The 21,623-nt window shown below is 43.4% G+C and carries 22 protein-coding genes and 1 other annotated feature (1 of these 23 cut by a window edge); of the genes, 17 read left to right on the top strand and 5 right to left on the bottom strand.

Features of this window, described 5'->3' with window-relative positions; genetic code table 11:
- Positions 1-16: a binding site (T-box leader), on the top strand; it begins 221 nt to the left of the window's first position.
- Positions 17-66: 50 nt separating this feature from the next.
- Both tyrS and sr7p read left to right on the top strand, forming a co-directional pair.
- Positions 67-1,335 (top strand): tyrosine--tRNA ligase, encoded by a 1,269-nt coding sequence (tyrS, locus tag MHB62_RS15250; protein ID WP_003229300.1) that lies wholly within the window; start codon positions 67-69, stop codon positions 1,333-1,335.
- Between the two features lie 129 nt (positions 1,336-1,464).
- On the top strand, positions 1,465-1,593 hold the full coding sequence (gene sr7p / locus MHB62_RS15245) for a small protein SR7P (protein WP_032722349.1): 129 nt from the start codon (positions 1,465-1,467) through the stop codon (positions 1,591-1,593).
- 21 nt (positions 1,594-1,614) lie between these two features.
- Here the strand turns inward: sr7p and rpsD are convergent, their stop codons facing one another.
- Positions 1,615-2,217, bottom strand: coding sequence for a 30S ribosomal protein S4 (rpsD, locus tag MHB62_RS15240; RefSeq protein ID WP_003229304.1), 603 nt, complete (start codon positions 2,215-2,217; stop codon positions 1,615-1,617).
- Between the two features lie 294 nt (positions 2,218-2,511).
- Between rpsD and MHB62_RS15235 the strand changes: the two genes are divergently transcribed.
- Positions 2,512-4,251: a diguanylate cyclase domain-containing protein gene (locus tag MHB62_RS15235; RefSeq protein WP_032722348.1), complete on the top strand. Its 1,740-nt coding sequence runs from the start codon at positions 2,512-2,514 to the stop codon at positions 4,249-4,251.
- Between the two features lie 37 nt (positions 4,252-4,288).
- Here MHB62_RS15235 and MHB62_RS15230 read toward each other — a convergent pair whose 3' ends face one another.
- Complete coding sequence (locus tag MHB62_RS15230) at positions 4,289-4,780, bottom strand: GAF domain-containing protein (protein ID WP_014477664.1); 492 nt, start codon at positions 4,778-4,780, stop codon at positions 4,289-4,291.
- A gap of 126 nt (positions 4,781-4,906) precedes the next feature.
- Between MHB62_RS15230 and refZ the strand changes: the two genes are divergently transcribed.
- Positions 4,907-5,530 (top strand): transcriptional regulator RefZ, encoded by a 624-nt coding sequence (gene refZ / locus MHB62_RS15225; RefSeq protein ID WP_014477663.1) that lies wholly within the window; start codon positions 4,907-4,909, stop codon positions 5,528-5,530.
- Here the strand turns inward: refZ and hisJ are convergent.
- Positions 5,527-6,333 (bottom strand): histidinol-phosphatase HisJ, encoded by an 807-nt coding sequence (gene hisJ / locus MHB62_RS15220; protein ID WP_003229318.1) that lies wholly within the window; start codon positions 6,331-6,333, stop codon positions 5,527-5,529. The two genes, refZ and hisJ, sit on opposite strands and share 4 nt — an antisense overlap.
- Before the next feature lie 196 nt (positions 6,334-6,529).
- On the opposite strand from hisJ, the gene ezrA reads away from it, so the two are divergent.
- Positions 6,530-8,218 (top strand): septation ring formation regulator EzrA, encoded by a 1,689-nt coding sequence (ezrA, locus tag MHB62_RS15215; RefSeq protein WP_014480561.1) that lies wholly within the window; start codon positions 6,530-6,532, stop codon positions 8,216-8,218.
- Positions 8,219-8,313: 95 nt separating this feature from the next.
- Here the strand turns inward: ezrA and brnQ are convergent, their stop codons facing one another.
- Positions 8,314-9,651, bottom strand: coding sequence for a branched-chain amino acid transport system II carrier protein (gene brnQ, locus MHB62_RS15210; protein WP_003229322.1), 1,338 nt, complete (start codon positions 9,649-9,651; stop codon positions 8,314-8,316).
- 194 nt (positions 9,652-9,845) lie between these two features.
- Here brnQ and MHB62_RS15205 point away from each other — a divergent pair, with 194 nt between their 5' ends.
- From MHB62_RS15205 to MHB62_RS15185, 5 genes are all read left to right on the top strand, one after another.
- Positions 9,846-10,991 carry a cysteine desulfurase family protein gene (locus MHB62_RS15205; protein ID WP_032722347.1) on the top strand — a complete coding sequence of 382 codons (1,146 nt, stop codon included), beginning with the start codon at positions 9,846-9,848 and terminating at the stop codon, positions 10,989-10,991.
- Positions 10,992-10,994: 3 nt separating this feature from the next.
- A complete protein-coding gene (gene thiI / locus MHB62_RS15200; protein ID WP_003229326.1) occupies positions 10,995-12,200 on the top strand; it encodes a tRNA uracil 4-sulfurtransferase ThiI in 1,206 nt (401 codons plus the stop codon).
- A 93-nt stretch (positions 12,201-12,293) separates the two neighbouring features.
- Positions 12,294-12,503 carry an alpha type acid-soluble spore protein SspA gene (gene sspA / locus MHB62_RS15195; protein WP_003223491.1) on the top strand — a complete coding sequence of 70 codons (210 nt, stop codon included), beginning with the start codon at positions 12,294-12,296 and terminating at the stop codon, positions 12,501-12,503.
- Positions 12,504-12,681: 178 nt separating this feature from the next.
- Complete coding sequence (gene mbcS, locus MHB62_RS15190) at positions 12,682-14,271, top strand: acyl-CoA synthetase MbcS (RefSeq protein ID WP_032722346.1); 1,590 nt, start codon at positions 12,682-12,684, stop codon at positions 14,269-14,271.
- A 19-nt stretch (positions 14,272-14,290) separates the two neighbouring features.
- A complete protein-coding gene (locus tag MHB62_RS15185) occupies positions 14,291-15,880 on the top strand; it encodes an amidohydrolase (RefSeq protein WP_032722345.1) in 1,590 nt (529 codons plus the stop codon).
- A gap of 31 nt (positions 15,881-15,911) precedes the next feature.
- Here the strand turns inward: MHB62_RS15185 and MHB62_RS15180 are convergent, their stop codons facing one another.
- A complete protein-coding gene (locus tag MHB62_RS15180; protein WP_015714517.1) occupies positions 15,912-16,715 on the bottom strand; it encodes an NAD kinase in 804 nt (267 codons plus the stop codon).
- Positions 16,716-16,900: 185 nt separating this feature from the next.
- On the opposite strand from MHB62_RS15180, the gene sppA reads away from it, so the two are divergent.
- From sppA to MHB62_RS15145, 7 genes are all read left to right on the top strand, one after another.
- On the top strand, positions 16,901-17,908 hold the full coding sequence (gene sppA / locus MHB62_RS15175) for a signal peptide peptidase SppA (RefSeq protein ID WP_029726409.1): 1,008 nt from the start codon (positions 16,901-16,903) through the stop codon (positions 17,906-17,908).
- 12 nt (positions 17,909-17,920) lie between these two features.
- Positions 17,921-18,415 (top strand): RDD family protein, encoded by a 495-nt coding sequence (locus MHB62_RS15170; protein WP_029726408.1) that lies wholly within the window; start codon positions 17,921-17,923, stop codon positions 18,413-18,415.
- A 74-nt stretch (positions 18,416-18,489) separates the two neighbouring features.
- Positions 18,490-19,170: a DUF2953 domain-containing protein gene (locus MHB62_RS15165; protein WP_029726407.1), complete on the top strand. Its 681-nt coding sequence runs from the start codon at positions 18,490-18,492 to the stop codon at positions 19,168-19,170.
- Between the two features lie 13 nt (positions 19,171-19,183).
- Positions 19,184-19,639: a GerW family sporulation protein gene (ytfJ, locus tag MHB62_RS15160; RefSeq protein ID WP_003223504.1), complete on the top strand. Its 456-nt coding sequence runs from the start codon at positions 19,184-19,186 to the stop codon at positions 19,637-19,639.
- Between the two features lie 109 nt (positions 19,640-19,748).
- Positions 19,749-20,252: a thiol peroxidase gene (gene tpx, locus MHB62_RS15155; protein WP_003223506.1), complete on the top strand. Its 504-nt coding sequence runs from the start codon at positions 19,749-19,751 to the stop codon at positions 20,250-20,252.
- A 60-nt stretch (positions 20,253-20,312) separates the two neighbouring features.
- A complete protein-coding gene (locus MHB62_RS15150; protein WP_032722344.1) occupies positions 20,313-21,302 on the top strand; it encodes a class I SAM-dependent methyltransferase in 990 nt (329 codons plus the stop codon).
- Positions 21,274-21,477 (top strand): hypothetical protein, encoded by a 204-nt coding sequence (locus MHB62_RS15145; RefSeq protein WP_123372909.1) that lies wholly within the window; start codon positions 21,274-21,276, stop codon positions 21,475-21,477. Before MHB62_RS15150 ends, MHB62_RS15145 begins: the two co-directional genes overlap by 29 nt.
- The last annotated feature ends 146 nt before the right edge of the window (positions 21,478-21,623 follow it).

Here is a 21,623-nt window from a genome sequence, read left to right as displayed (position 1 = left end):
ATCAATCGTCCCTTCGTGTAAACGAAGGGGCGTTTTTTATTTTAATTAAAAAAGGAGCTTTATCTTATGACTAACTTACTTGAAGACTTATCCTTCCGCGGATTGATTCAGCAAATGACAGATGAAGAAGGGTTAAATAAACAGCTGAATGAAGAAAAAATCCGCTTGTACTCAGGCTTTGACCCTACAGCAGACAGCTTGCATATCGGACACCTGCTGCCTATTTTAACACTTCGCCGTTTTCAGCTTGCAGGGCATCATCCGATTGCGCTTGTGGGCGGCGCGACGGGCCTCATCGGTGATCCAAGCGGAAAAAAAGCAGAGCGTACATTAAACACTGCTGACATCGTATCCGAATGGTCCCAAAAAATCAAAAACCAGCTGTCCAGATTTCTAGATTTTGAAGCAGCAGAAAACCCAGCTGTCATCGCGAACAACTTTGACTGGATCGGCAAAATGAATGTGATCGATTTCCTTCGTGACGTTGGTAAAAATTTCGGCATCAATTACATGCTGGCAAAAGATACGGTCAGCTCAAGAATTGAATCCGGCATCTCGTACACGGAATTCAGCTACATGATTCTTCAATCTTATGATTTCTTAAATCTTTACAGAGACAAAAACTGTAAACTGCAAATCGGCGGAAGCGATCAGTGGGGCAACATCACAGCGGGTCTTGAACTGATCAGAAAATCAGAAGAAGAAGGAGCAAAAGCGTTTGGCCTAACGATTCCGCTTGTCACAAAAGCAGACGGCACGAAGTTCGGAAAAACGGAAGGCGGCGCGATCTGGCTTGATAAAGAAAAAACATCGCCATATGAATTCTATCAATTCTGGATCAACACAGACGACCGTGACGTTGTCAAATACTTGAAATACTTCACGTTCCTTTCAAAAGAGGAAATTGAAGCATACGCTGAAAAAACAGAAACGGCGCCAGAAAAACGTGAAGCGCAAAAACGCCTGGCAGAAGAAGTGACATCACTTGTTCACGGACGCGAGGCGCTGGAGCAAGCCATCAACATCTCCCAAGCGCTGTTCAGCGGCAATATTAAAGAGCTTTCTGCTCAAGACGTAAAAGTAGGCTTTAAAGATGTTCCTTCTATGGAAGTTGACAGCACCCAAGAGCTTTCACTTGTAGATGTGTTGGTGCAATCTAAATTATCTCCTTCTAAACGCCAAGCGCGTGAAGACATCCAAAACGGAGCTGTTTACATTAACGGTGAACGCCAGACGGAAATAAATTATACCCTATCAGGTGAAGACCGCATCGAAAACCAATTTACTGTTCTGCGCCGCGGGAAGAAAAAATACTTCCTTGTGACGTATAAATAAGAAAAAGATCCTTTGCCACTGAAGGCAAAGGATCTTTTTGTTTACCGCATAGGAATGAAAGGAAAAGAGTATATTAGATAGGGCAAACACGACCAATCACCACCTTTTAAATGAAAGGAGCGCTAAAGCGTGAATCTCATGTGTACGATTGCAAAAGAACGGCTGCAGCGGGATCATTGGGAGCAGCAGGCGCAAGATAGTGTTGGCCAGCAAGAGGCGAATGACGAAACAGACGATAAAAAAACCCCGACCGCATAGCGGCAGGGGTTTTTAAAACGATTAACGAGAGTAGAACTCAACGATAAGCGCTTCGTTAATTTCCGGAGCAAGTTCAGAACGCTCAGGAAGACGAGTGAAAGTACCTTCAAGCTTTTCAGCGTCGAAAGTAAGGTATTCAGGAACGAAGTTGTTCACTTCAACAGATTCTTTGATGATAGAAAGGTTTCTTGATTTTTCGCGAACACCGATTGTTTGACCAGGTTTCACTAGGTAAGACGGGATGTCAACGCGGCTTCCGTCTACAAGAATGTGACCGTGGTTAACCAATTGGCGAGCTTGACGGCGAGTACGTGCTAAACCTAGCTTGTACACAACGTTATCAAGACGAGAATCTAAAAGAATCATGAAGTTTTCACCGTGTTTACCAGCTAGTTTGCCAGCTTTGTCAAACAAAGTGCGGAATTGACGTTCGTTTACACCGTACATGTGACGAAGCTTTTGCTTTTCTTGCAATTGCAAACCGTATTCTGATAATTTTTTACGTTGTCCTGGGCCGTGTGGACCTGGAGCGTAAGGGCGTTTTTCTAATTCTTTTCCTGTACCGCTAAGAGAGATTCCTAGACGGCGGGACAGTTTCCAAGATGGACCTGTATAGCGAGCCATAATGTGACTCCTCCTTTGGTTTTATTTTTGTGGAAAATAAAAACCGTCTGCTCTATTCGACCATGCACATTTTGTTTTCATGTATCCTCGCTCCAGCAGCAGAGAGTTACACGATACACCTTATTGATAAGGAACAAAATGAAAACATAGAAGCTGAACAAAAAGGCTGCAATATTTCACACAAAGGTCATTATATAATTTATTTGTTTTGAAGTCAACCATTCCTCCATTATTGCTTCACCGTTTATGATATAATAAACAAAAATTAGTGGTAAACTTTTAGGTGATAAAAACATGGTAGAACAAACTAAAGATCAATTATCCGCCTTTCATTATCATATGCTCGATTTTTTATTAACCAAATCTGAAAAAGTCACATTCACCGACTCTTTCATATGGCTGACTTCGGCTATTCAAACCTATTTTTCAACCCTTTGTGTTTCGCTTACACCGTCATCATCAGACTTTGTGACAAAACTGGCAGATGGTGAAGCGCGTTTTTCCGCTTCGAAAATAAACGCTTCATGTTACCTGATTGAGGACGGCTCCGGCAGGCGTTTCCATCTTGCGTGCAGGCAGGATGAAGAGATTCCTGAAGGGCTTCCGGACGTGGTTGCTTCATTTTTAAACCAGTCGATGAAACAGGAAAGACTCTATAACAAAACGATCTACCAAAAAAAGATATACAAAATGACAGAGCTGTTCCATTCACTGCTTGATCAGACAGATGTGCTGAAGCAGCTTTTAGAAAGCTTGACAAGCACATTTTCTCTTTTTGAGTTTTCTTTATTTATATCGCACGATCAAGACCAATGTTTAGGGATTCCTGCAAAAGAGCTGTATATGGAAGGGGAAAAATCCGATTCCTTTGCGCTCAAAGTGTATTTGTCCGGAGACATTTTGCGGAAAAATGAATCTGTCGCCTATATTCCGATCAAAGGACAGCAGGGCACATACGGGGTGTTGAAGGCTGAAGGAACGGGTGACAGCTTTCTTACTGATGCCTGCCTTGATGAAATGTCGCTGTTAGCAAACGCCGCGGGAAAAGCGTTTGAAAATGCCCAGCTCTACGAACAATCCAAAGCAAGCATCGCAAATTTGGAATTGATCAATGAAACATCACGACGCCTGAATCAGCGGCTGACATTGACTGATACAATGAATGATCTGGCTGTGAGAATGGCAGAATCGTTTCAGGCAGAAGAAGTGGGATTTTTTCATATAGACCATTTTGAAAACCTAACATTGCTTCCAGGCAGCACAGCATTTTTTAAAGAAGCGAAGCCGTCAGATTTTTATAATGAGCTGAAAGAAAAGCTGTATGAAGGTGAAAAAGGGGTTTTCATCGGGAATGGCCAGTCTGTTTTTGGGAAGGCGGGGTACGGCTCGCTGATGGCTGCTCCGATGATTCAAAACGACCGGCTTTTAGGCTTTGCGGTTTTATTGAAACAGGAGCTGTACGCTTTTACATTTGAAATGTACAAGCTGTTTCAGGCGCTGATTCATCACGCGACACTGGCTGTAACCAACTCAATGCTTCGCGACCGCCTTGAGCATCTCGTGAAAACAGATCAGCTGACTGAACTGTATTCACGAGCGTATTTAGATGAAAAAATTCAATACAGCATGAAAATCCACCAAAAGGGTGTTTTTATTCTTGTTGATATTGATAATTTTAAGAATGTAAATGATACGTACGGCCATCAGACTGGGGACGAGATTTTAATTCAAGTCGCTTCAGTGATTAAAAGCAACATCCGAAAGCATGATGTCGGTGCCCGCTGGGGAGGAGAGGAGCTGGCGATTTATTTGCCAAATGTGCCGGTTGCAGTGGGGAAACGGATTACCGAGCGGCTGGTTTACGCGGTCAGAAAAAATACGAAACCCGAGGTAACCATTTCCTGCGGTATCTCCTGCTGGACGACAGAAACAAAAAAGTCGCTGAAAGAGCTTGTGCATGAGGCAGATGAAGCGCTCTACAGCGCGAAACGGAGCGGGAAAAACCGCTTGATGATTCATGACTCAATAAAATAAAAAAAGCCCAAAACGATATCAGTTTTGGGCTTTTATATTACTGCGCTAACGCTTTTTCTAGCGTTTCGGCAAATTGAGTTAAGTATTTTTCATCAATTTCGTCGAAACGGTTTTTCACTGGGCTGTCGATGTCCAAGACGCCGACAATTTTTCCGTCTACACGAATCGGAAGCACAATTTCTGATTGAGACGCTGCATCGCAGGCGATATGTCCCGGAAACGCGTTTACATCCTCAACACGTTCCACTTTTCCGTTTGCGTACGCTGTGCCGCAAACCCCTCTGCCGAAAGGAATCCGAACACATGCCGGCAGGCCTTGGAACGGACCTAACACAAGCTGTCCATCCTCTTCTTTGGCAAAATAGAAACCCGCCCAGTTGACTTCAGGCAGCGAATGATACAGCAGTGCTGAGGCATTTGCATAGTTAGCTATTTGATCTGTTTCATCTTCGGTCATGGCTTCGAGCTGTTTTAGCAGAAGCTGATAGTCTTTTTCTTTATCTCCAGATTGTTTTTCGACATGGAACATGGAAAACCCTCACTTTTTCTATAATATAAAACAAAGTTCCGGCTTTTCTGCCGGCATTTGTCGATAAGTTCTTACAGGAACAGCGGCTTTCTGCTTGAATAGTATCAAGAGGAAGGAGTGAGCCGTATGAAAGTAAGCACCAAAGACAAAATTATTGAATCTGCTGTCATGCTTTTTAACCAAAAAGGATTTTCTGGCACATCTGTCCGTGAAATCGCAAAGTCAGCTGATGTAAATGTTGCGCACATCTCCTACTATTTTAAAGGCAAAGGAGGCTTGATGGAACACTTAGTTTCAGAGTTTTACGAGGGCTACAGCAAAACGCTTGAAACAGCGGCAAGCAATATCTCTTCTCAAAGCACGCAGGAACAGCTTCTTCAATTGGTTTTCGATATTTTATCCTATCAGCATAATCATCGTCAATTAACTCGTTTTGTCTACCGGGAAGTCACAATTGACTCCACATTAATCAGGGAAATTATGTCGACATATCTAATGAAGGAAAAGTACATCTTCCAGCTGATCATTGAGGAAGGAGAAAAACAGCGTGAATATTTAACGCTGCCGCTGCCTCATTTTATTCTCCAATTAAAATCTCTCTTGATGATGCCCTATCTCCAGCCTCAATATATTTCAGAAGTACTCTACATGCAGCCGCACGAGCCGTATTTTTATAAAATGTATTTTGAAGAAATCAAGATTTGGATCAGAAGCGTCTTCCGGACAGGAGACGTGGCGCTCACCAACTAGCACCGTTCCAAAAACGCCTCATACGCATATCCGACATCTCCCGCTTGATGGGCATCAGACCCAAACACAAGCGGGATCTTCTTTTGCTTCGCTTCATTCAGCATCCAATCCTCGATATAAATACCGCCAGCGTAAGTTTTTCTTAAGCCGGAAGTATTGAAGTCGAGCTCCATTCCGTTTTCTTCAATGGCATTCAGGCACAGAGAAACGAGGCCGCGAATATGCTCTGACATGCTGTATGGAAACAGCTTGATGAATTTTTGGACGAGTGTGATGTGACCGACTCTTTTTGGCTTATAAACGCCGAGAGATGCTACAATGGAAGAATAGATACTCCGGTAATATTGTTCATATACCGCTTCAATGCTTCCGCAGGCTGAAATCAGCTCTTTGAAGGTATGCTCGTCATAATCAAGGCATAGATAGGAAGAGTCTGTGCGCAAAAAATGAACGGATAAGATGCTGTCATCTAAATATGGCCCGTATGTGTCTAGGAATAATGTAATTTCGTCTTCAAATTCAGCGATATAATCGACTTCAAGCCCTGTCCGTATGCTAAGCTGTCCGCGATATTCTTTTTTTAATCCGGAAATTTCATGAATATAGCGTTCCAAAGAAGCTTGCGCCATCGCGCTGTCTTTCAGCGGCGTGGGATCGGTAAAAGATGGCGGCAATGGGGCGTGTTCGGTAAAAGTAATCGATTCGAACCCTTTTTTTAAGGCTTCTTCTGCATATTGTCTGAGTGTGTCATTGGAGCCGTGAGGGCAAAATGGTGTGTGAATATGTCCGTCTCGCTTTTGCATTGATGTCACCCCATGAAAAAATAGTCAAATCCTGCCGATTTTGCACAAAAAGTTTTTGATTTCTGGTCAAAAAATGTTTGTTACATGGTATCATAATAACAATGAAAACGACAGTTTTTCTCAATACATATCCTGAAATCTTTCTGAATAAATAAAACACCCTGACAGATTAAGGTAAACAGCAAGGGGGCTCATTATGGAGTTTGTCATTGGATTATTAATTGTACTGCTTGCGCTGTTTGCGGCAGGCTACTTTTTCAGGAAAAAAATCTACGCCGAAATCGACCGGCTGGAATCGTGGAAGATTGAAATTCTGAATCGGTCGATCGTGGAAGAAATGTCTAAAATAAAACATTTAAAAATGACGGGTCAGACAGAAGAGTTCTTTGAGAAGTGGCGTGAAGAATGGGATGAGATTGTCACAGCCCACATGCCGAAAGTTGAAGAGCTCCTTTATGATGCCGAGGAAAATGCAGACAAATACCGGTTTAAAAAGGCCAATCAAGTGCTCGTTCATATCGACGACCTGCTGACAGCGGCTGAATCAAGCATTGAAAAGATTCTTCGGGAAATCAGCGATCTTGTCACAAGTGAGGAAAAGAGCCGTGAAGAGATTGAACAGGTGAGGGAGCGCTATTCGAAATCTCGAAAAAACCTGCTGGCTTACAGCCACCTTTACGGGGAGCTTTATGACAGCCTTGAAAAGGATCTGGACGAAATTTGGAGCGGCATCAAACAATTTGAAGAAGAAACAGAAGGCGGAAACTATATTACTGCACGAAAAGTACTGCTTGAGCAGGACCGCAATCTTGAACGGCTTCAGTCATACATAGATGATGTGCCGAAGCTGTTAGCTGACTGTAAACAGACGGTGCCCGGACAGATTGCAAAGCTCAAGGATGGCTATGGCGAAATGAAAGAAAAAGGGTACAAGCTTGAGCATATCCAGCTTGATAAGGAATTAGAAAATCTGTCAAACCAGCTGAAACGAGCGGAACATGTCCTGATGACTGAACTGGATATTGATGAAGCGTCCGCAATCCTGCAGCTCATTGACGAAAATATTCAATCTGTTTATCAGCAGCTGGAGGGCGAAGTTGAAGCCGGTCAATCCGTACTAAGCAAAATGCCTGAATTGATTATTGCTTACGACAAGCTTAAAGAAGAGAAAGAGCATACGAAAGCGGAAACTGAGCTGGTGAAGGAAAGCTACAGGCTGACAGCCGGTGAGCTCGGCAAACAGCAGGCTTTTGAAAAGCGCCTTGATGAAATTGGGAAGCTGCTATCATCCGTTAAAGATAAGCTCGATGCAGAGCATGTCGCTTACTCACTTTTAGTGGAAGAAGTTGCTTCAATAGAGAAGCAAATTGAAGAAGTGAAAAAAGAGCATGCCGAGTATCGTGAAAATCTGCAAGCGCTGAGAAAAGAAGAGCTTCAGGCGAGGGAGACGCTCAGCAATTTGAAAAAAACAATTTCTGAGACAGCTAGACTGCTGAAGACTAGCAACATTCCAGGCATTCCGAGCCATATTCAAGAGATGCTGGAGAACGCGCATCATCATATTCAAGAAACAGTCAATCAACTAAACGAACTTCCATTAAATATGGAAGAAGCCGGAGCCCATTTGAAACAAGCAGAAGAAATCGTCAACAGGGCAAGCCGGGAATCAGAGGAACTTGTCGAGCAGGTCATCCTCATTGAAAAAATCATTCAGTTCGGAAACCGGTTCAGAAGCCAGAATCATATTTTATCTGAACAGCTGAAAGAAGCGGAAAGACGTTTTTATGCTTTTGATTATGACGACTCTTATGAAATTGCAGCTGCCGCTGTAGAAAAGGCTGCGCCAGGTGCAGTTGAAAAAATCAAAGCAGACATATCCGCTTAGATAATCACGACTATGAAAAAGAGCCCGCAGTGTAATGAGCAGGCTCTTTTTTTCATTGCAAAACGCCTGCGCAATAACGCAGGCGTTCTGTGACATTAACTTATTTCATTAAGCTGTTTGGATGGTCCGATGAATAAGGTAAGCACATAGCCGATAACCGCTCCGACGATTCCTGGAAGCACCCAGCCGATGCCGAGGCTGTAAAGAGGAAGATTCGCATTTAGAAACACATCTAAAGATCCAAGTGAAAAACCGGCTGCTTTGATACCGTCTAAAATACTGAAAAGTCCTGTACCGATCAAGCAAGCGATGTACACTTCGCGTCTTTCTTTAAAGATCTTATCGATGAAGGAAAGAACGATAATGACAATGGCAAGTGGATAGATAGCTGATAAAATAGGAACAGAAAACGCGATAATTTGCGCGAGTCCGAAATTCGCAATGATCAAGCTGAATAACGTGACAATCGTAACGACAATTTTATATGATAATGCCGGAATAAGTTTTGAAAAATATTGGCCGCAAGATGTGACAAGGCCGATGCTTGTTGTTAAACATGCGACTGTAATCGCTGCTCCGAGTACGATGTTGCCTAATGAACCGAATAAATAATGGGAAGACGCAGATAAAATTTTAGCTCCTTCACCAACAGGACCGATGGCATTTGTGCTTGTTGCTCCTAAATAAGCAAGGGATACATAAATGAAAGTCAGCCCTAAAGCGGCAATCACACCTGCTTTAATGCAGGCTGCAGCAAGAGCTTTAGACTGTGTAACGCCTTTGCTTTTTACAGCATTTACAACGACAACGCCAAATACAATTGAAGCAAGTGCGTCCATTGTTTTATAGCCTTCTAAAAATCCTTTAAAAACCGGTGTTCCTTTATATGCTTCTGTCACGGCGCCCAATCCGCCCATCGGCGTGAAGATGGCTTTGAGAACAATGATTAAAATAATTGTGAATTTGATGGGAGTCAGAATTTTTCCGACTCGATCGACAACCTTGGATGGGTTTAACGCTAAATAGTACGTAACGCCGAAAAAGATAAGTGTAAATATTAATAAAGAAAGTCTTTCTGGTACGCCAGTCAAAAACGGAACAGCGCCAATTTCATATGAAACAGTTCCTGTTCTCGGGATGGCGAATAATGGTCCGATTGATAAATAAAGCACGACAGTAAAGATTGTGCCGAAAACAGGGTGCGCTTTGTCAGCAAGGCCTTTAGCGTCCTTACCAGTTAATGCGATGGCGATAATGCCGAGAAGCGGCAGGCCTACCCCTGTCAGTAAAAATCCGCCGATGGCCTTCCAGACGTTGTGTCCGGCTGCTTGTCCAAGTTCCGGCGGATAAATCATATTTCCTGCTCCAAAGAATAACGCAAATAGCATGAAACCAATAATAATGGTATCTTTGACAGGCAGTGAGTGTTTCATGAAAAAAATCCTCCTAATAATTATGTTAAAATATTCTGTCAATTAATTGTCAGATAATATGACGAAACGAACAAATCTTATTATATGGTAAAAAAATTAGAAGTCAATACTAGTTTTTCGTAATTTTCTATTAAATTTTGTTATGGTAACATAAATATCATACCTTGTACCGCTTTCATAAAGGAGTAAAAAAGATGATATATTTAGATAATAGTTCAACGACGAAGCCTTACGATGAAGTCTTGAACGTGTATGAACAGACAAGCAGCCGATACTTTGGCAATCCTTCATCTTTGCACCGATATGGAGCCGAAACGGAACAGCTGCTTCAAGCAGCCAAAAATCAAATCAAAAGGTCCTTAGGCCTAAAAAAATATGATATTGTATTTACGTCAGGCGCCACAGAAGCCAATAATGCGGCTTTAAAAGGAGCGGCTTTGTCAAAGATAAAAACAGGCAAACATATCATTGCCACTTCTATTGAACATCCATCTGTTACGGAATCGTTAGAACAGCTGAAAGAGTTGTTCGGGTTTGATATCACTTATCTTTCTGTGAATGAAGACGGATTTGTTTCTATTGAAGAACTAAAAGCAGCCATCCGTCCCGATACCGTGCTTGTCAGCATGATGCATGTGAACAATGAAGTCGGTTCCGTGCAGCCGATTGAAGCGGCAGGAGATGTGCTGAAAGAGCACTCGAACATTTTGTTTCACGTCGATTATGTGCAGGGCATCTATAAAGTGCCCTTGGCAATTGAAAAGGCCGGCATTGATCTATGTTCAATTTCGGGGCATAAATTTCACGGCCTAAAGGGGACAGGCGCACTTATTGTAAAAGAAGGAACACGCCTTATTCCGCTCATAACGGGAGGCTCTCAGCAAAAAGGCATACGGGCCGGAACAGAACATACTGCTGGAGCGGTTTCGCTTGCCAAGGCCATTAATCTTGCCTCTGCTGATTTTGACACACGGCTTGACACGATGACTGCCGCAAAGGAATTGTTTATGAAAAGGCTGAGTGAAATTGAGGGCGTCGTTATCAACACGCCTCAAATGAATAGCGCGCCGCACATTATTAATTTCTCTGTACCGGGGATTAAAGCGGAAGTGCTTTTACACATGCTTGAGGAACAGGATATTTTCGTCTCCACAACGTCGGCTTGCTCGGCAAAAGAACATAAGCCCAGCAAGGTTCTCTTAGAGATGGGCAAAGGAGAGCAGATTGCCGGAAGCAGCATCAGAATCAGTTTAAATTACAGCCAGACAAGCGATGTGGCAGAACCGTTTATGAATGCGCTTCGTCCTGGCATCAAAAAATTAAGGAAAATGATGAGGTAGAACATGAATTACGATCATATATTAATTCGTTTTGGGGAAATTTCGACCAAAGGCAAAAACAGAAAAAGCTTTATTGAGCGCTTAAAACAAAACATCAGACTCGTTTTGAAAGACTATCCGAATTTAAAATACTTTTCCAACAGGGATCGTATGACGATTACATTAAATGGAGAGGATCCTGAGGCTCTTTTTCCTCATTTAAAGCAAGTGTTTGGGATTCAAAGCTTCAGCCTGGCAATTAAATGTGACAGCCGCCTTGATGATATTAAGGCAACCGCACTAAAGGCTATCAAAGATCAGTATAAACCAGGTGATACGTTTAAAGTCGCGACAAAGAGAGCGTATAAGCAATTTGAATTAGATACAAACCAGATGAACGCTGAAATCGGCGGCCATATTTTGCGAAATACAGAAGGATTGACGGTCGATGTTCGCAACCCAGACATCCCGCTCAGAATCGAAATCAGGGAAGAAGCAACATTTTTGACAATTCGTGATGAAAAAGGTGCAGGCGGGCTGCCAGTTGGTTCAGCAGGAAAAGCGATGCTGATGCTTTCTGGCGGTTTTGACAGCCCTGTGGCCGGTTTTTATGCGATGAAACGGGGATTGTCGGTAGAAGCTGTTCATTTCTTCAGCCCGCCATACACAAGCGAGCGCGCAAAGCAAAAGGTAATGGATCTGGCGAAATGTCTGTCCCGTTTTGGGGGAAGCATGACACTTCATATTGTTCCATTTACAAAAACGCAAGAGCTCATCCAAAAACAAATTCCTGAAAATTACACAATGACGGCAACCCGCCGCCTCATGCTTCAGATAGCCGACAGAATCAGAGAAAAGAGAAACGGGCTTGCCATTATTACGGGAGAAAGCCTCGGTCAGGTAGCGAGCCAAACGCTTGAAAGCATGTATGCAATTAATGCGGTGACGTCAACACCGATTTTGCGTCCGCTAATCGCCATGGACAAAACAGAAATCATCGAAAAATCACGGGAAATTGGCACATATGAGACAAGCATTCAGCCGTTTGAAGACTGTTGCACGATCTTTACACCGCCAAGCCCGAAAACACGCCCTAAAAAAGAGAAAATTGAACACTTTGAAAGCTTTGTTGATTTCGAGCCGTATATTCAAGAAGCGGTAGATAACATTGAGACAATGACCCTGTATAGCGAACAAGAAGCTAACGATAAATTCGCTGAACTCTTTTAAATCAATTTTCAGCTCCTGTATACAATTACCAAAGTTTTTCTGAATGAAGCCATGTGTTTTGACACATTCTATACTCACAAGGAGGTGAGACACATGGCTAACAATAACTCAGGTAACAGCAACAACCTTTTAGTACCAGGAGCTGCTCAAGCGATCGACCAAATGAAATTAGAAATCGCTTCTGAATTCGGTGTAAACCTTGGAGCAGACACAACTTCTCGCGCTAACGGTTCTGTTGGAGGAGAGATCACAAAACGTCTTGTATCTTTTGCTCAACAAAACATGGGCGGAGGACAATTCTAATTTACAATTTCACATAATGGCTTAGGAGTGGGGGTATCCCCACTCTTTTTCATTTTTTACATATAAAAAAGGACCAGCGGCCTATAAAATCTATGTTTACAGAGGTTGCTTTTAGGCATATCCTTACGGAAAGAGCCTGTATTTATGTATAATGGGTGGAGAAAGTGAGGAGTTGTTCGTGTTAAAACGTGAAGATTTAATTGCCCCTGTGCAATATAATTTAGTGAATGAAATGGAAAAGTTCAGTGCTGCTGGACAAAAAACCGCTCTTCTTTGGGAGGACGAGTCGGGCAAGCAAGAATCTTGGTCGTATGAAAAGCTGATGGAAGAAACAAATAAAATCGGAGCGGCCTTAGCTGATCTTGGATTTAAAAAGGGAGACAAGCTGATTGTAATGGTACCGCGGGTGCTTGAAGCCTATGCTGTTTATTTGGCTATCCTGAAATCAGGAATGGTTGTCATTCCGTGCTCCGAAATGCTTCGCGCGAAAGATCTTGAATACCGGATTGAACATGCAGAGGTAAAAGGCGCTATCGTCTACTCAGAATTTATTGGCGCTTTCCGGGATGTCAGTACGACTGACAAACTGATTACACTGTCTATTGGTGAAAATGATGCCGGCTGGAAAAACCTCTTATCAATTGAAGCGGACGGAAGCCAATTTAAAACAGCTGACACAACAAGAGATGATATGGCTTTCTTATCTTATACATCCGGGACAACAGGTCAGCCGAAAGGTGTTGTACATACACATGGATGGGCATTTGCTCATTTAAAAACTTCTGCCGGCGCTTGGCTTGATATTTCTGAAAAGGATATCGTCTGGGCAACTGCTGCCCCTGGCTGGCAAAAGTGGGTATGGAGTCCGTTTTTAGCGGTGCTTGGCAGCGGAGCAACCGGTTTTGTGTACCACGGCAGATTCAAAGCAGAAAAATATCTAGAGCTTTTAAATCGCTACAAAATCAATGTTTTCTGCTGCACGCCGACAGAATACCGCTTAATGGCGAAGGTTGAAGGCTTGGACCGTTTTGATCTTTCTGCCCTGCACAGCGCTGTTTCCGCAGGTGAGCCGCTCAATCGTGAAGTCATTGATGTTTTCCAAAAGCACTTTGGCATTAAGGTACGGGACGGATATGGCCAAACAGAAAGCACGCTTTTGATTGGTGTTTTGAAAGATACGCCTATTAAACCGGGAAGCATGGGAAAACCGACACCGGGAAATCAGGTGGAGATCATAAATGAAGACGGTGAAATCTGCAAACCTGGTGAGGTTGGCGATATCGCTGTTCACCTCAGTACGCCTGCGCTCTTTAAAGAGTATTTTAAAGATCCGGAAAGAATGAAAACACAAATTCGCGGCGATTATTTCCTAACGGGAGACAGAGCAAGAAAAGATGAGGAAGGTTACTTCTGGTTTGAAAGCCGAAATGACGATATTATTATCAGCTCCGGCTATACGATCGGGCCTTTCGAGGTGGAAGACGCGCTTGTTAAGCACCCAGAAGTAAAAGAATGTGCTGTTGTCGCGAGCCCTGATGAAATCAGAGGCTCCATTGTAAAGGCATATGTTGTCCTGCAAAATCATGAAAAACGCAGTGATGAGCTTGTCAAAATGCTGCAAAACCATGTGAAGACGATTACCGCTCCATACAAATATCCTAGAGAAATTGAATTTGTGGAAAGCCTGCCTAAAACGGCTTCTGCAAAAATCAGACGAGTGGAATTAAGAAAACGTGAAGAACAGCTCAAAGCCAATAAAAAGGCGTAAAGAAAGAGAGTGAACGTGAATGAAGGCGATATGGCACGGCGGTTTCATTTATACGATGCTCGAAGAAGGCGATCGGACTGAGGCAGTTTATGTTGAGGATGGTGTTATAAAAGGCACCGGCAGCTATGAACGTTTGAAGGAAAAGTACGGGTCACCGGAAACAGAAGAAATCAGCCTGAACGGTGCAGTGATGTTCCCCGGTTTTGTTGACAGCCACCTACATTTGATCGGCCACGGTGAGAAACAGCTTCAGCTCGATCTGTCCGCACTGACGTCGAAAGATGCAATTTTACAGGCTGCGAAGGAAAGAGAGCGGCAGCTTCCTAAAAACGATTGGCTCATTGGAGAGGGCTGGAATGAAAATCAGTTTGAGACACCTGACTACTTGACTAAGCATGATCTTGATCGCCTGTTTCCTGACAGGCCCGTCTTGCTCAAGCGTATATGCCGGCATGCAATAGCTGTCAATTCTGCGGCTCTTCAAGCAGCGGGAATTTCAAGAAATACTCCTGACCCTGACGGCGGAGTCATCGTAAAAGATGCAAATGGAGAGCCGTCCGGACTCCTGTTTGATAAGGCGCAGGATTTGATTCTGAAGGCTGTCCCGCCAGTCTCCCAGCACTATGTTGATGAGGCATTAACGGCTGCAATAAAGGATTGCTGGACAAAAGGCCTGACGGGCGGTCATTCGGAAGACTTGTCCTATTATGGTGATGTTTCGGTGCCGTTGAAAGCTTATGAGAAAGCTGCCGCTGGCGGAAAGTATCCGTTTCGCTGCCATTTGCTCGTTCATCATGAAGCGGTCGATCGATGGGAGCAGCTGGAGAAGCCGTCCGGCCCTTATGTGGAGTTCGGTGCGATGAAAATCTTTGCGGACGGGGCGCTTGGCGGGAGAACGGCTTTATTGAAAGAACCATATCAGGATGATCCATCAACAAATGGTGTTCAGGTTCACGATGACGAAACCCTTGGCCGGCTCATTCGCAAAGCGAGAGAAAAAGGGATGGAGGTTGCTGTTCATGCAATCGGAGATCTTGCTTTTGAAAAAGTGCTGAACGCAATTGAAAAGCATCCGCCCAAAAACGGCCGGCATGATCGGCTTATTCATGCCCAAGTGCTTGATAACGAATTAATCGAGAGAGCAGCACGCATGCCGATCGCACTTGATCTTCAGCCGCATTTCGTTGCAAGCGACTTTCCGTGGGTCATTGACCGTCTCGGAAAAGACCGGATGAAGACTGCATTTGCCTGGAAAACCCTCATATCTAAAGGCATTTTATGCGCGGGCGGTTCAGACGCCCCGATTGAGCCTGTTGATCCGCTTCTAGGGATCCAGTCCGCGGTCCTCCGGAAAAGCAGTCATGAGCAAAACGGGCCAAGCTATAATGAAAGTGAATGTTTACCTGTATATGAAGCGATAAAGCTTTATACAGAAGGTAGCGCCGGTATCATTTATAAAGAGAAGTCACGCGGAAAAATTGCGGAAGGCTATGATGCGGATTTTACAGTTCTCAGTGGTGATCCGTTTGCCATTGACCCCGCACAGCTTCATCTTTTAGATATTAAAAAAACCGTGATTAACGGCCAGATTGTATATGAGAAATCATAAAAGGACAGGCATTAGCCTGTCCTTTTATTTTCTATAAAAAAGTACGCTTCACTTTTTCCCAAAATGAATTGTCCTTTAGTTTGACTGTTTTGATTTTCTTATTAGACAGTTTGATTTCGATCGTTTTCACATTTCTCGTGCTGAGTGCTTCATTGTCCAAACCGATAATCGGGTGCTCATTTCCGTCCTGCACCACACGAAGGGTCAGCTTTCGGTCAGAGCTGAGGACAAATGGCGAGCCGAGTGTCCGGTAGGTGTTATTGTTAAGGGATGCAAGCTCAGATACCTGCATGCATGGAAGCAATGGATCAACAACCGCTCCTGCAACAGACTTGTTATAGGCGGTGCTCCCTGTAGGCGTTGAGATAATCATTCCGTCACCTCTAAACGTTTCAAAGTGCAGATCGTCAATCAGCACGTCCATCACAAAGGTTTTAATGATGCTTGAGCGGATGGATACCTCGTTTAAGCAGTGAAAAGGACTGGCTTGATCCACTGTCACTTCAATCAGCGGGTATTTTCTCACTTCAATTTGTTCAAACGTCATTGCATCGACCATTTTTTCTCGCTCATCACTATGAAAGTCGCAATATAAATGAGCTTTCCCCTTTTTGGTAATGCCGACGTACAAGCAGTCGTCACGAAAATTCGTCTTTCTGACTGCCTGCAAAAATGTGCCGTCCCCGCCAATGCTAGCGATAATATTGGCGTCTGATTGCTGGTTCACAACGGTAAATCCATGCTCTTCCGCCAATTGTGTTAACGAGCGGGCTTGTTCGTTCGTTTCCTGATCCTGTTTGTGAAAAAAATAAACATTACGGCGTTGATCGGTCATATCCCATTTCCCCTTTGCTGTCATATTTAAGTTTTTCTGCCATCCAGTATTTGTGATAAAATACCTTTGGCCATAAGTGTACCACGTTTGCCGGCAGCCCGTTAAGCCGGAGCTTTCTCATGAAGTGAAACATTTTTCATATTGAATCGTATAATGAGAGAGTTTAGGAAAAAGGAGGAGAAAAAATGAATGCAAAAAGATGGATTGCATTAGTGATTGCTCTGGGGATTTTCGGCGTGTCTATTATCGTCAGCATCTCTATGAGTTTCTTTGAAAGCGTCAAAGGCGCTCAAACGGATCTCACATCACTGACGGATGAATCGCAGGAAAAGACGCTGGAAAACGGCAGTCTCTCAAGTAAAATTGCCGTATTAGAGGTCAGCGGCACCATTCAGGATAATGGGGACTCAAGCAGTCTGCTTGGTGCAGACGGATATAACCACAGAACGTTCTTAAAAAACCTTGAGCGCGCAAAAGATGACAAGACGGTCAAAGGTATCGTTCTGAAGGTGAATTCTCCGGGTGGCGGAGTGTATGAAAGTGCTGAAATACATAAGAAACTGGATGAAATCAAGAAAGAAACGAAAAAACCGATTTACGTGTCAATGGGTTCGATGGCAGCATCAGGAGGCTATTACATCTCAACAGCGGCTGATAAGATTTTTGCGACACCGGAAACCCTGACCGGGTCACTCGGCGTCATTATGGAAAGCGTCAATTATTCAAAGCTTGCCGATAAGCTTGGCATTTCTTTTGAAACGATTAAGAGCGGGGCCCATAAGGACATTATGTCTCCTTCCCGTGAGATGACGAAAGAAGAAAAAAACATCATGCAATCGATGGTTGATAATTCGTATGAAGGCTTTGTTGATGTCATTTCAAAAGGGCGCAGCATGCCGAAAGCAGAGGTAAAGAAAATTGCGGACGGCCGCGTGTATGACGGACGGCAGGCGAAAAAACTGAACCTCGTTGATGAGCTTGGTTTTTATGACGATACCATTACGGCCATGAAAAAGGATCACAAGGATTTGAAAAACGCCTCTGTCATTTCTTATGAGGAAAGCTTCGGATTAGGCTCACTGTTTTCCATGGGCGCGAACAAAATGTTTAAAAGTGAAATTGATTTTTTGAATATGAGAGAAATTCTATCGCAATCCGGTTCGCCGAGAATGATGTATCTCTATGCGAAGTAGGAGGGAACAATAATGGACGCGACATATGAAGAGTTAGAGCGCAATGACATCAAAGGCCTGCAAGAAGCGGAGCAGCTGACACATGCCTATGCTGGCTTTTGGGTTCGTTTCTGGGCTTTCCTGCTTGATTGGCTCGTGATATGGGGATTAAACCATTTGCTCGTTTCTCCCCTCTTTACCGTATTGGATCTGCCGAAAACATCCGGCATGTTTACCTTCTCGGCCTACAGTGTGACAACGCTTATTGTGTATCTTGCCTACTTCGCACTAATGACTAAATACTTCAGGCAGACGCTTGGTAAAATGGTGTTCGGCCTCAAAGTGGTTTCTGTGAAGCAAGATAGCAAGCTGACATGGAGTACAGTGATTTTTCGTGAAGTGGTGGGACGGTATATTGATAAGATTTGGATTTTATATATCGTTGTTGCTTTTTCACCTACAAAACAAGGGATTCATGATTACATCGCGGATACCACCGTGGTGCATGAAAAATTATACCGCAAATAACCGATAACCCGGACCTCCGTCCGGGTTTATTTTTTTAGGAATTGGCGATAATGCTCCTAGAGGAAGTGAAGAATATGGTGTATGTACTGATAGCCATTCTTATTCTCATAGGGATCGTACTGCTTCTCAGAATGAAAATCCATGTCGCGCTGGAGTATCTTCATGCCGCTGATAATGACAAATTGACCTTGAAGATTACGGCGCTGTTTGGCCTTATAAGGATCAAAAAAACAATCCCGGCGATTAAGGTGAACAAAGAAGACGGAACAGTGGATATCAAACAAAAAACTGAATCTAAAATGAAAAAAAGCAGCGGAAAGAAAAAAATTACACAAAATGATGTGCAGCAAAGCATTAATAAAATCGAAATGCTTTTGCATCAGGTTACCAGACTACGAAAAATCAGCGCGTCTTTTCTCGCGCATTTACATATCACAAAACTAGAATGGGTTACAGTAATCGGAATTCAGGACGCGGCAGTGACAGGTGTGTTAACAGGTGCTGTATGGGGTGTGAAGGGCGGTATCGCAGCAATGCTCTACGACCACCTGGACTTTGTGAATAAACCTGTCTATGAGGTGATCCCGTCGTTTCAAGTCCCTGTTTCCAAGACCCATTTTCAGTGTATATTCTTTTTTCGCTTTGGACATGCTATGCTTGCAGCTTTCAAATTCGTCAAATACGGACGGGAGCTATCCGTATTAAAGAAGAATCCGTCGGCTAGAATGACTTCAAAGAATGATTCATCAGTTTAAGGAGGAAGCGTATATGGCAGACCATCCCATCCAAGGTTTAATGAAAACCGCAATGGAAAACTTGAAGGAAATGATTGATGTTAACACCATCATCGGAGATCCAGTAGAAACGCCTGATGGAAGTGTGATTTTAACTGTTTCTAAAGTTGGATTCGGATTCGCCGCAGGCGGAAGCGAGTTTGGCGGAAAGCCGGCCGAAAAGAAATCGGAAGACGATGAGACAAGAGAACAGAAACTTCCTTTCGGAGGCGGAAGCGGGGGCGGTGTGTCCATTACGCCGATCGCGTTTTTAATTGTCGGATCGACAGGCATCAGAATGCTTCATTTAGATGAAAATACCCATTTAATAGAGAAAATTTTAGACGCAGCCCCTCAAACACTCGAACGCATCCAGCAAATGTTCAAGAAAAATAACAAGAACCAAGGCCAGGGCCAAAATCAAAACCAAATGAACAATATGAATTATTAAAAAAAAGTTAACTGCGCTGGCCGCAGTTAACTTTTTTTTGGCATAAACTTTGCAGTTTGCAGGAAACTTTACTATGATAGAGACATACATACAAAAGGGAGGAATTATAATGGCTGAAATTACATTCAAAGGCGGTCCGGTTACACTTGTCGGACAAGAAGTGAAGGTAGGAGATCAAGCTCCTGATTTCACAGTGCTGACTAACAGCCTTGAAGAAAAATCGTTAGCTGACATGAAAGGAAAGGTAACGATTATTTCTGTTATCCCTTCAATTGATACAGGTGTTTGTGATGCACAAACACGCCGTTTTAACGAAGAAGCTGCAAAGCTTGGAGATGTCAACGTCTACACAATCAGTGCAGACCTTCCATTCGCGCAAGCGCGCTGGTGCGGCGCTAACGGAATTGACAAAGTGGAAACACTGTCTGACCACAGAGATATGTCATTTGGCGAAGCGTTCGGTGTGTATATTAAAGAACTTCGTCTGCTTGCTCGTTCCGTATTTGTCCTTGATGAGAACGGAAAAGTCGTTTACGCTGAATATGTAAGCGAAGCAACAAACCACCCGAACTATGAAAAGCCAATTGAGGCTGCTAAGGCATTAGTGAAGTAAGCAGGGAAAAAAGCTCCAGGCTGCCGCCGGAGCTTTTTTCATGGCAAGGAGGAACACAATATGCAAAAAGACCATGTAGGTGCGGTGTATGAGCTGTTAAACGAAGCCGCGATTATGATAAAGAATGAATTGCAGATTTCATATATAGAGGCGCTGGCCGAAGCAGGAGAAATGTATTTTCTTGAAAAAACGGATCAGCTGAAACTGCCTGCTGATCAGAAAACCAAACAACTTCAGGCTCTGCTTGAAAAAGCGGAATTCGGCACGTATGAGCATGAGTGGGTACGCAAGGCTTTTCAGCTTGCCGTCCTTAAAGGAATGAAAGATATCTCCCATCCAAACAGACAAATGACGCCGGATACGATCGGGCTTTTCATCAGCTATTTGGTGAATAAATTTATGGCGGACAAAAAGGAACTGACCATTCTTGATCCAGCCCTGGGAACTGGGAACCTTCTGTTTACCGTGCTGAACCAGCTGTCTGAAAAAACGGCAAACAGCTTTGGCATTGAAATTGATGATGTGCTCTTGAAGATCGCCTATGCCCAAGCGAACCTTCTGAAAAAAGAGCTTGAGCTTTTCCACCAGGACAGCCTTGAGCCGTTGTTTATCGATCCAGTTGACACGGTCATTTGTGATCTGCCAGTCGGCTATTATCCGAATGACGAAGGAGCAGAAGCGTTTGAGCTCAAAGCTGACGAAGGCCATTCCTTCGCTCATCATCTGTTTATTGAACAGAGCGTCAAGCATACCAAATCGGGCGGCTACTTATTTTTTATGATTCCGAATCATTTGTTTGAGAGCTCCCAAAGCGGCAAGCTGAAACAGTTTTTCAAAGATAAGGTTCATATCAACGCACTGTTGCAGCTGCCAAAATCTATTTTTAAAGACGAAGCTCATGCCAAAAGCATCCTTGTGCTTCAGAAACAAGGAGAGAATACGAAAGCGCCGGGGCAAATTCTGCTTGCGAATCTTCCGTCTTTCTCCAATCAAAAGGCGATGCTTGATATGATGGCTCAATTTGATGAATGGTTTAAAAAAGAAAAGTAAGTGTTTTAAAAGCAGCTTAGGCAGCCGTATGAGGTCGATGCCTAAGCTGCTTTTATTTATGCTTTTGAAGACCGGACTTGACGAATTGAATCCAGCTTTGAAACACAAAATACAGAGGGAAAAACCGCAAATTGTAAGCGTTCATCAATACAAAACCTATAGGGAATGTGTCTGAAAATAACGACTTCTTATTGTAAGCGTTATCAATACGCAAGTTGACTTGAAAAGCCGACATGACAATGTTTAAATGGAAAAGTCAGATATTTTTCGGAGAAGATGTTGATATTCACCGAGAAAAAAGTACGAAAAACGAAGTTGTTG

Source organism: Bacillus sp. FSL K6-0255 (assembly GCF_045040725.1).
GTDB classification, from domain to species: domain Bacteria; phylum Bacillota; class Bacilli; order Bacillales; family Bacillaceae; genus Bacillus; species Bacillus subtilis.
This window is presented reverse-complemented; position numbering and strand designations above follow the sequence as displayed.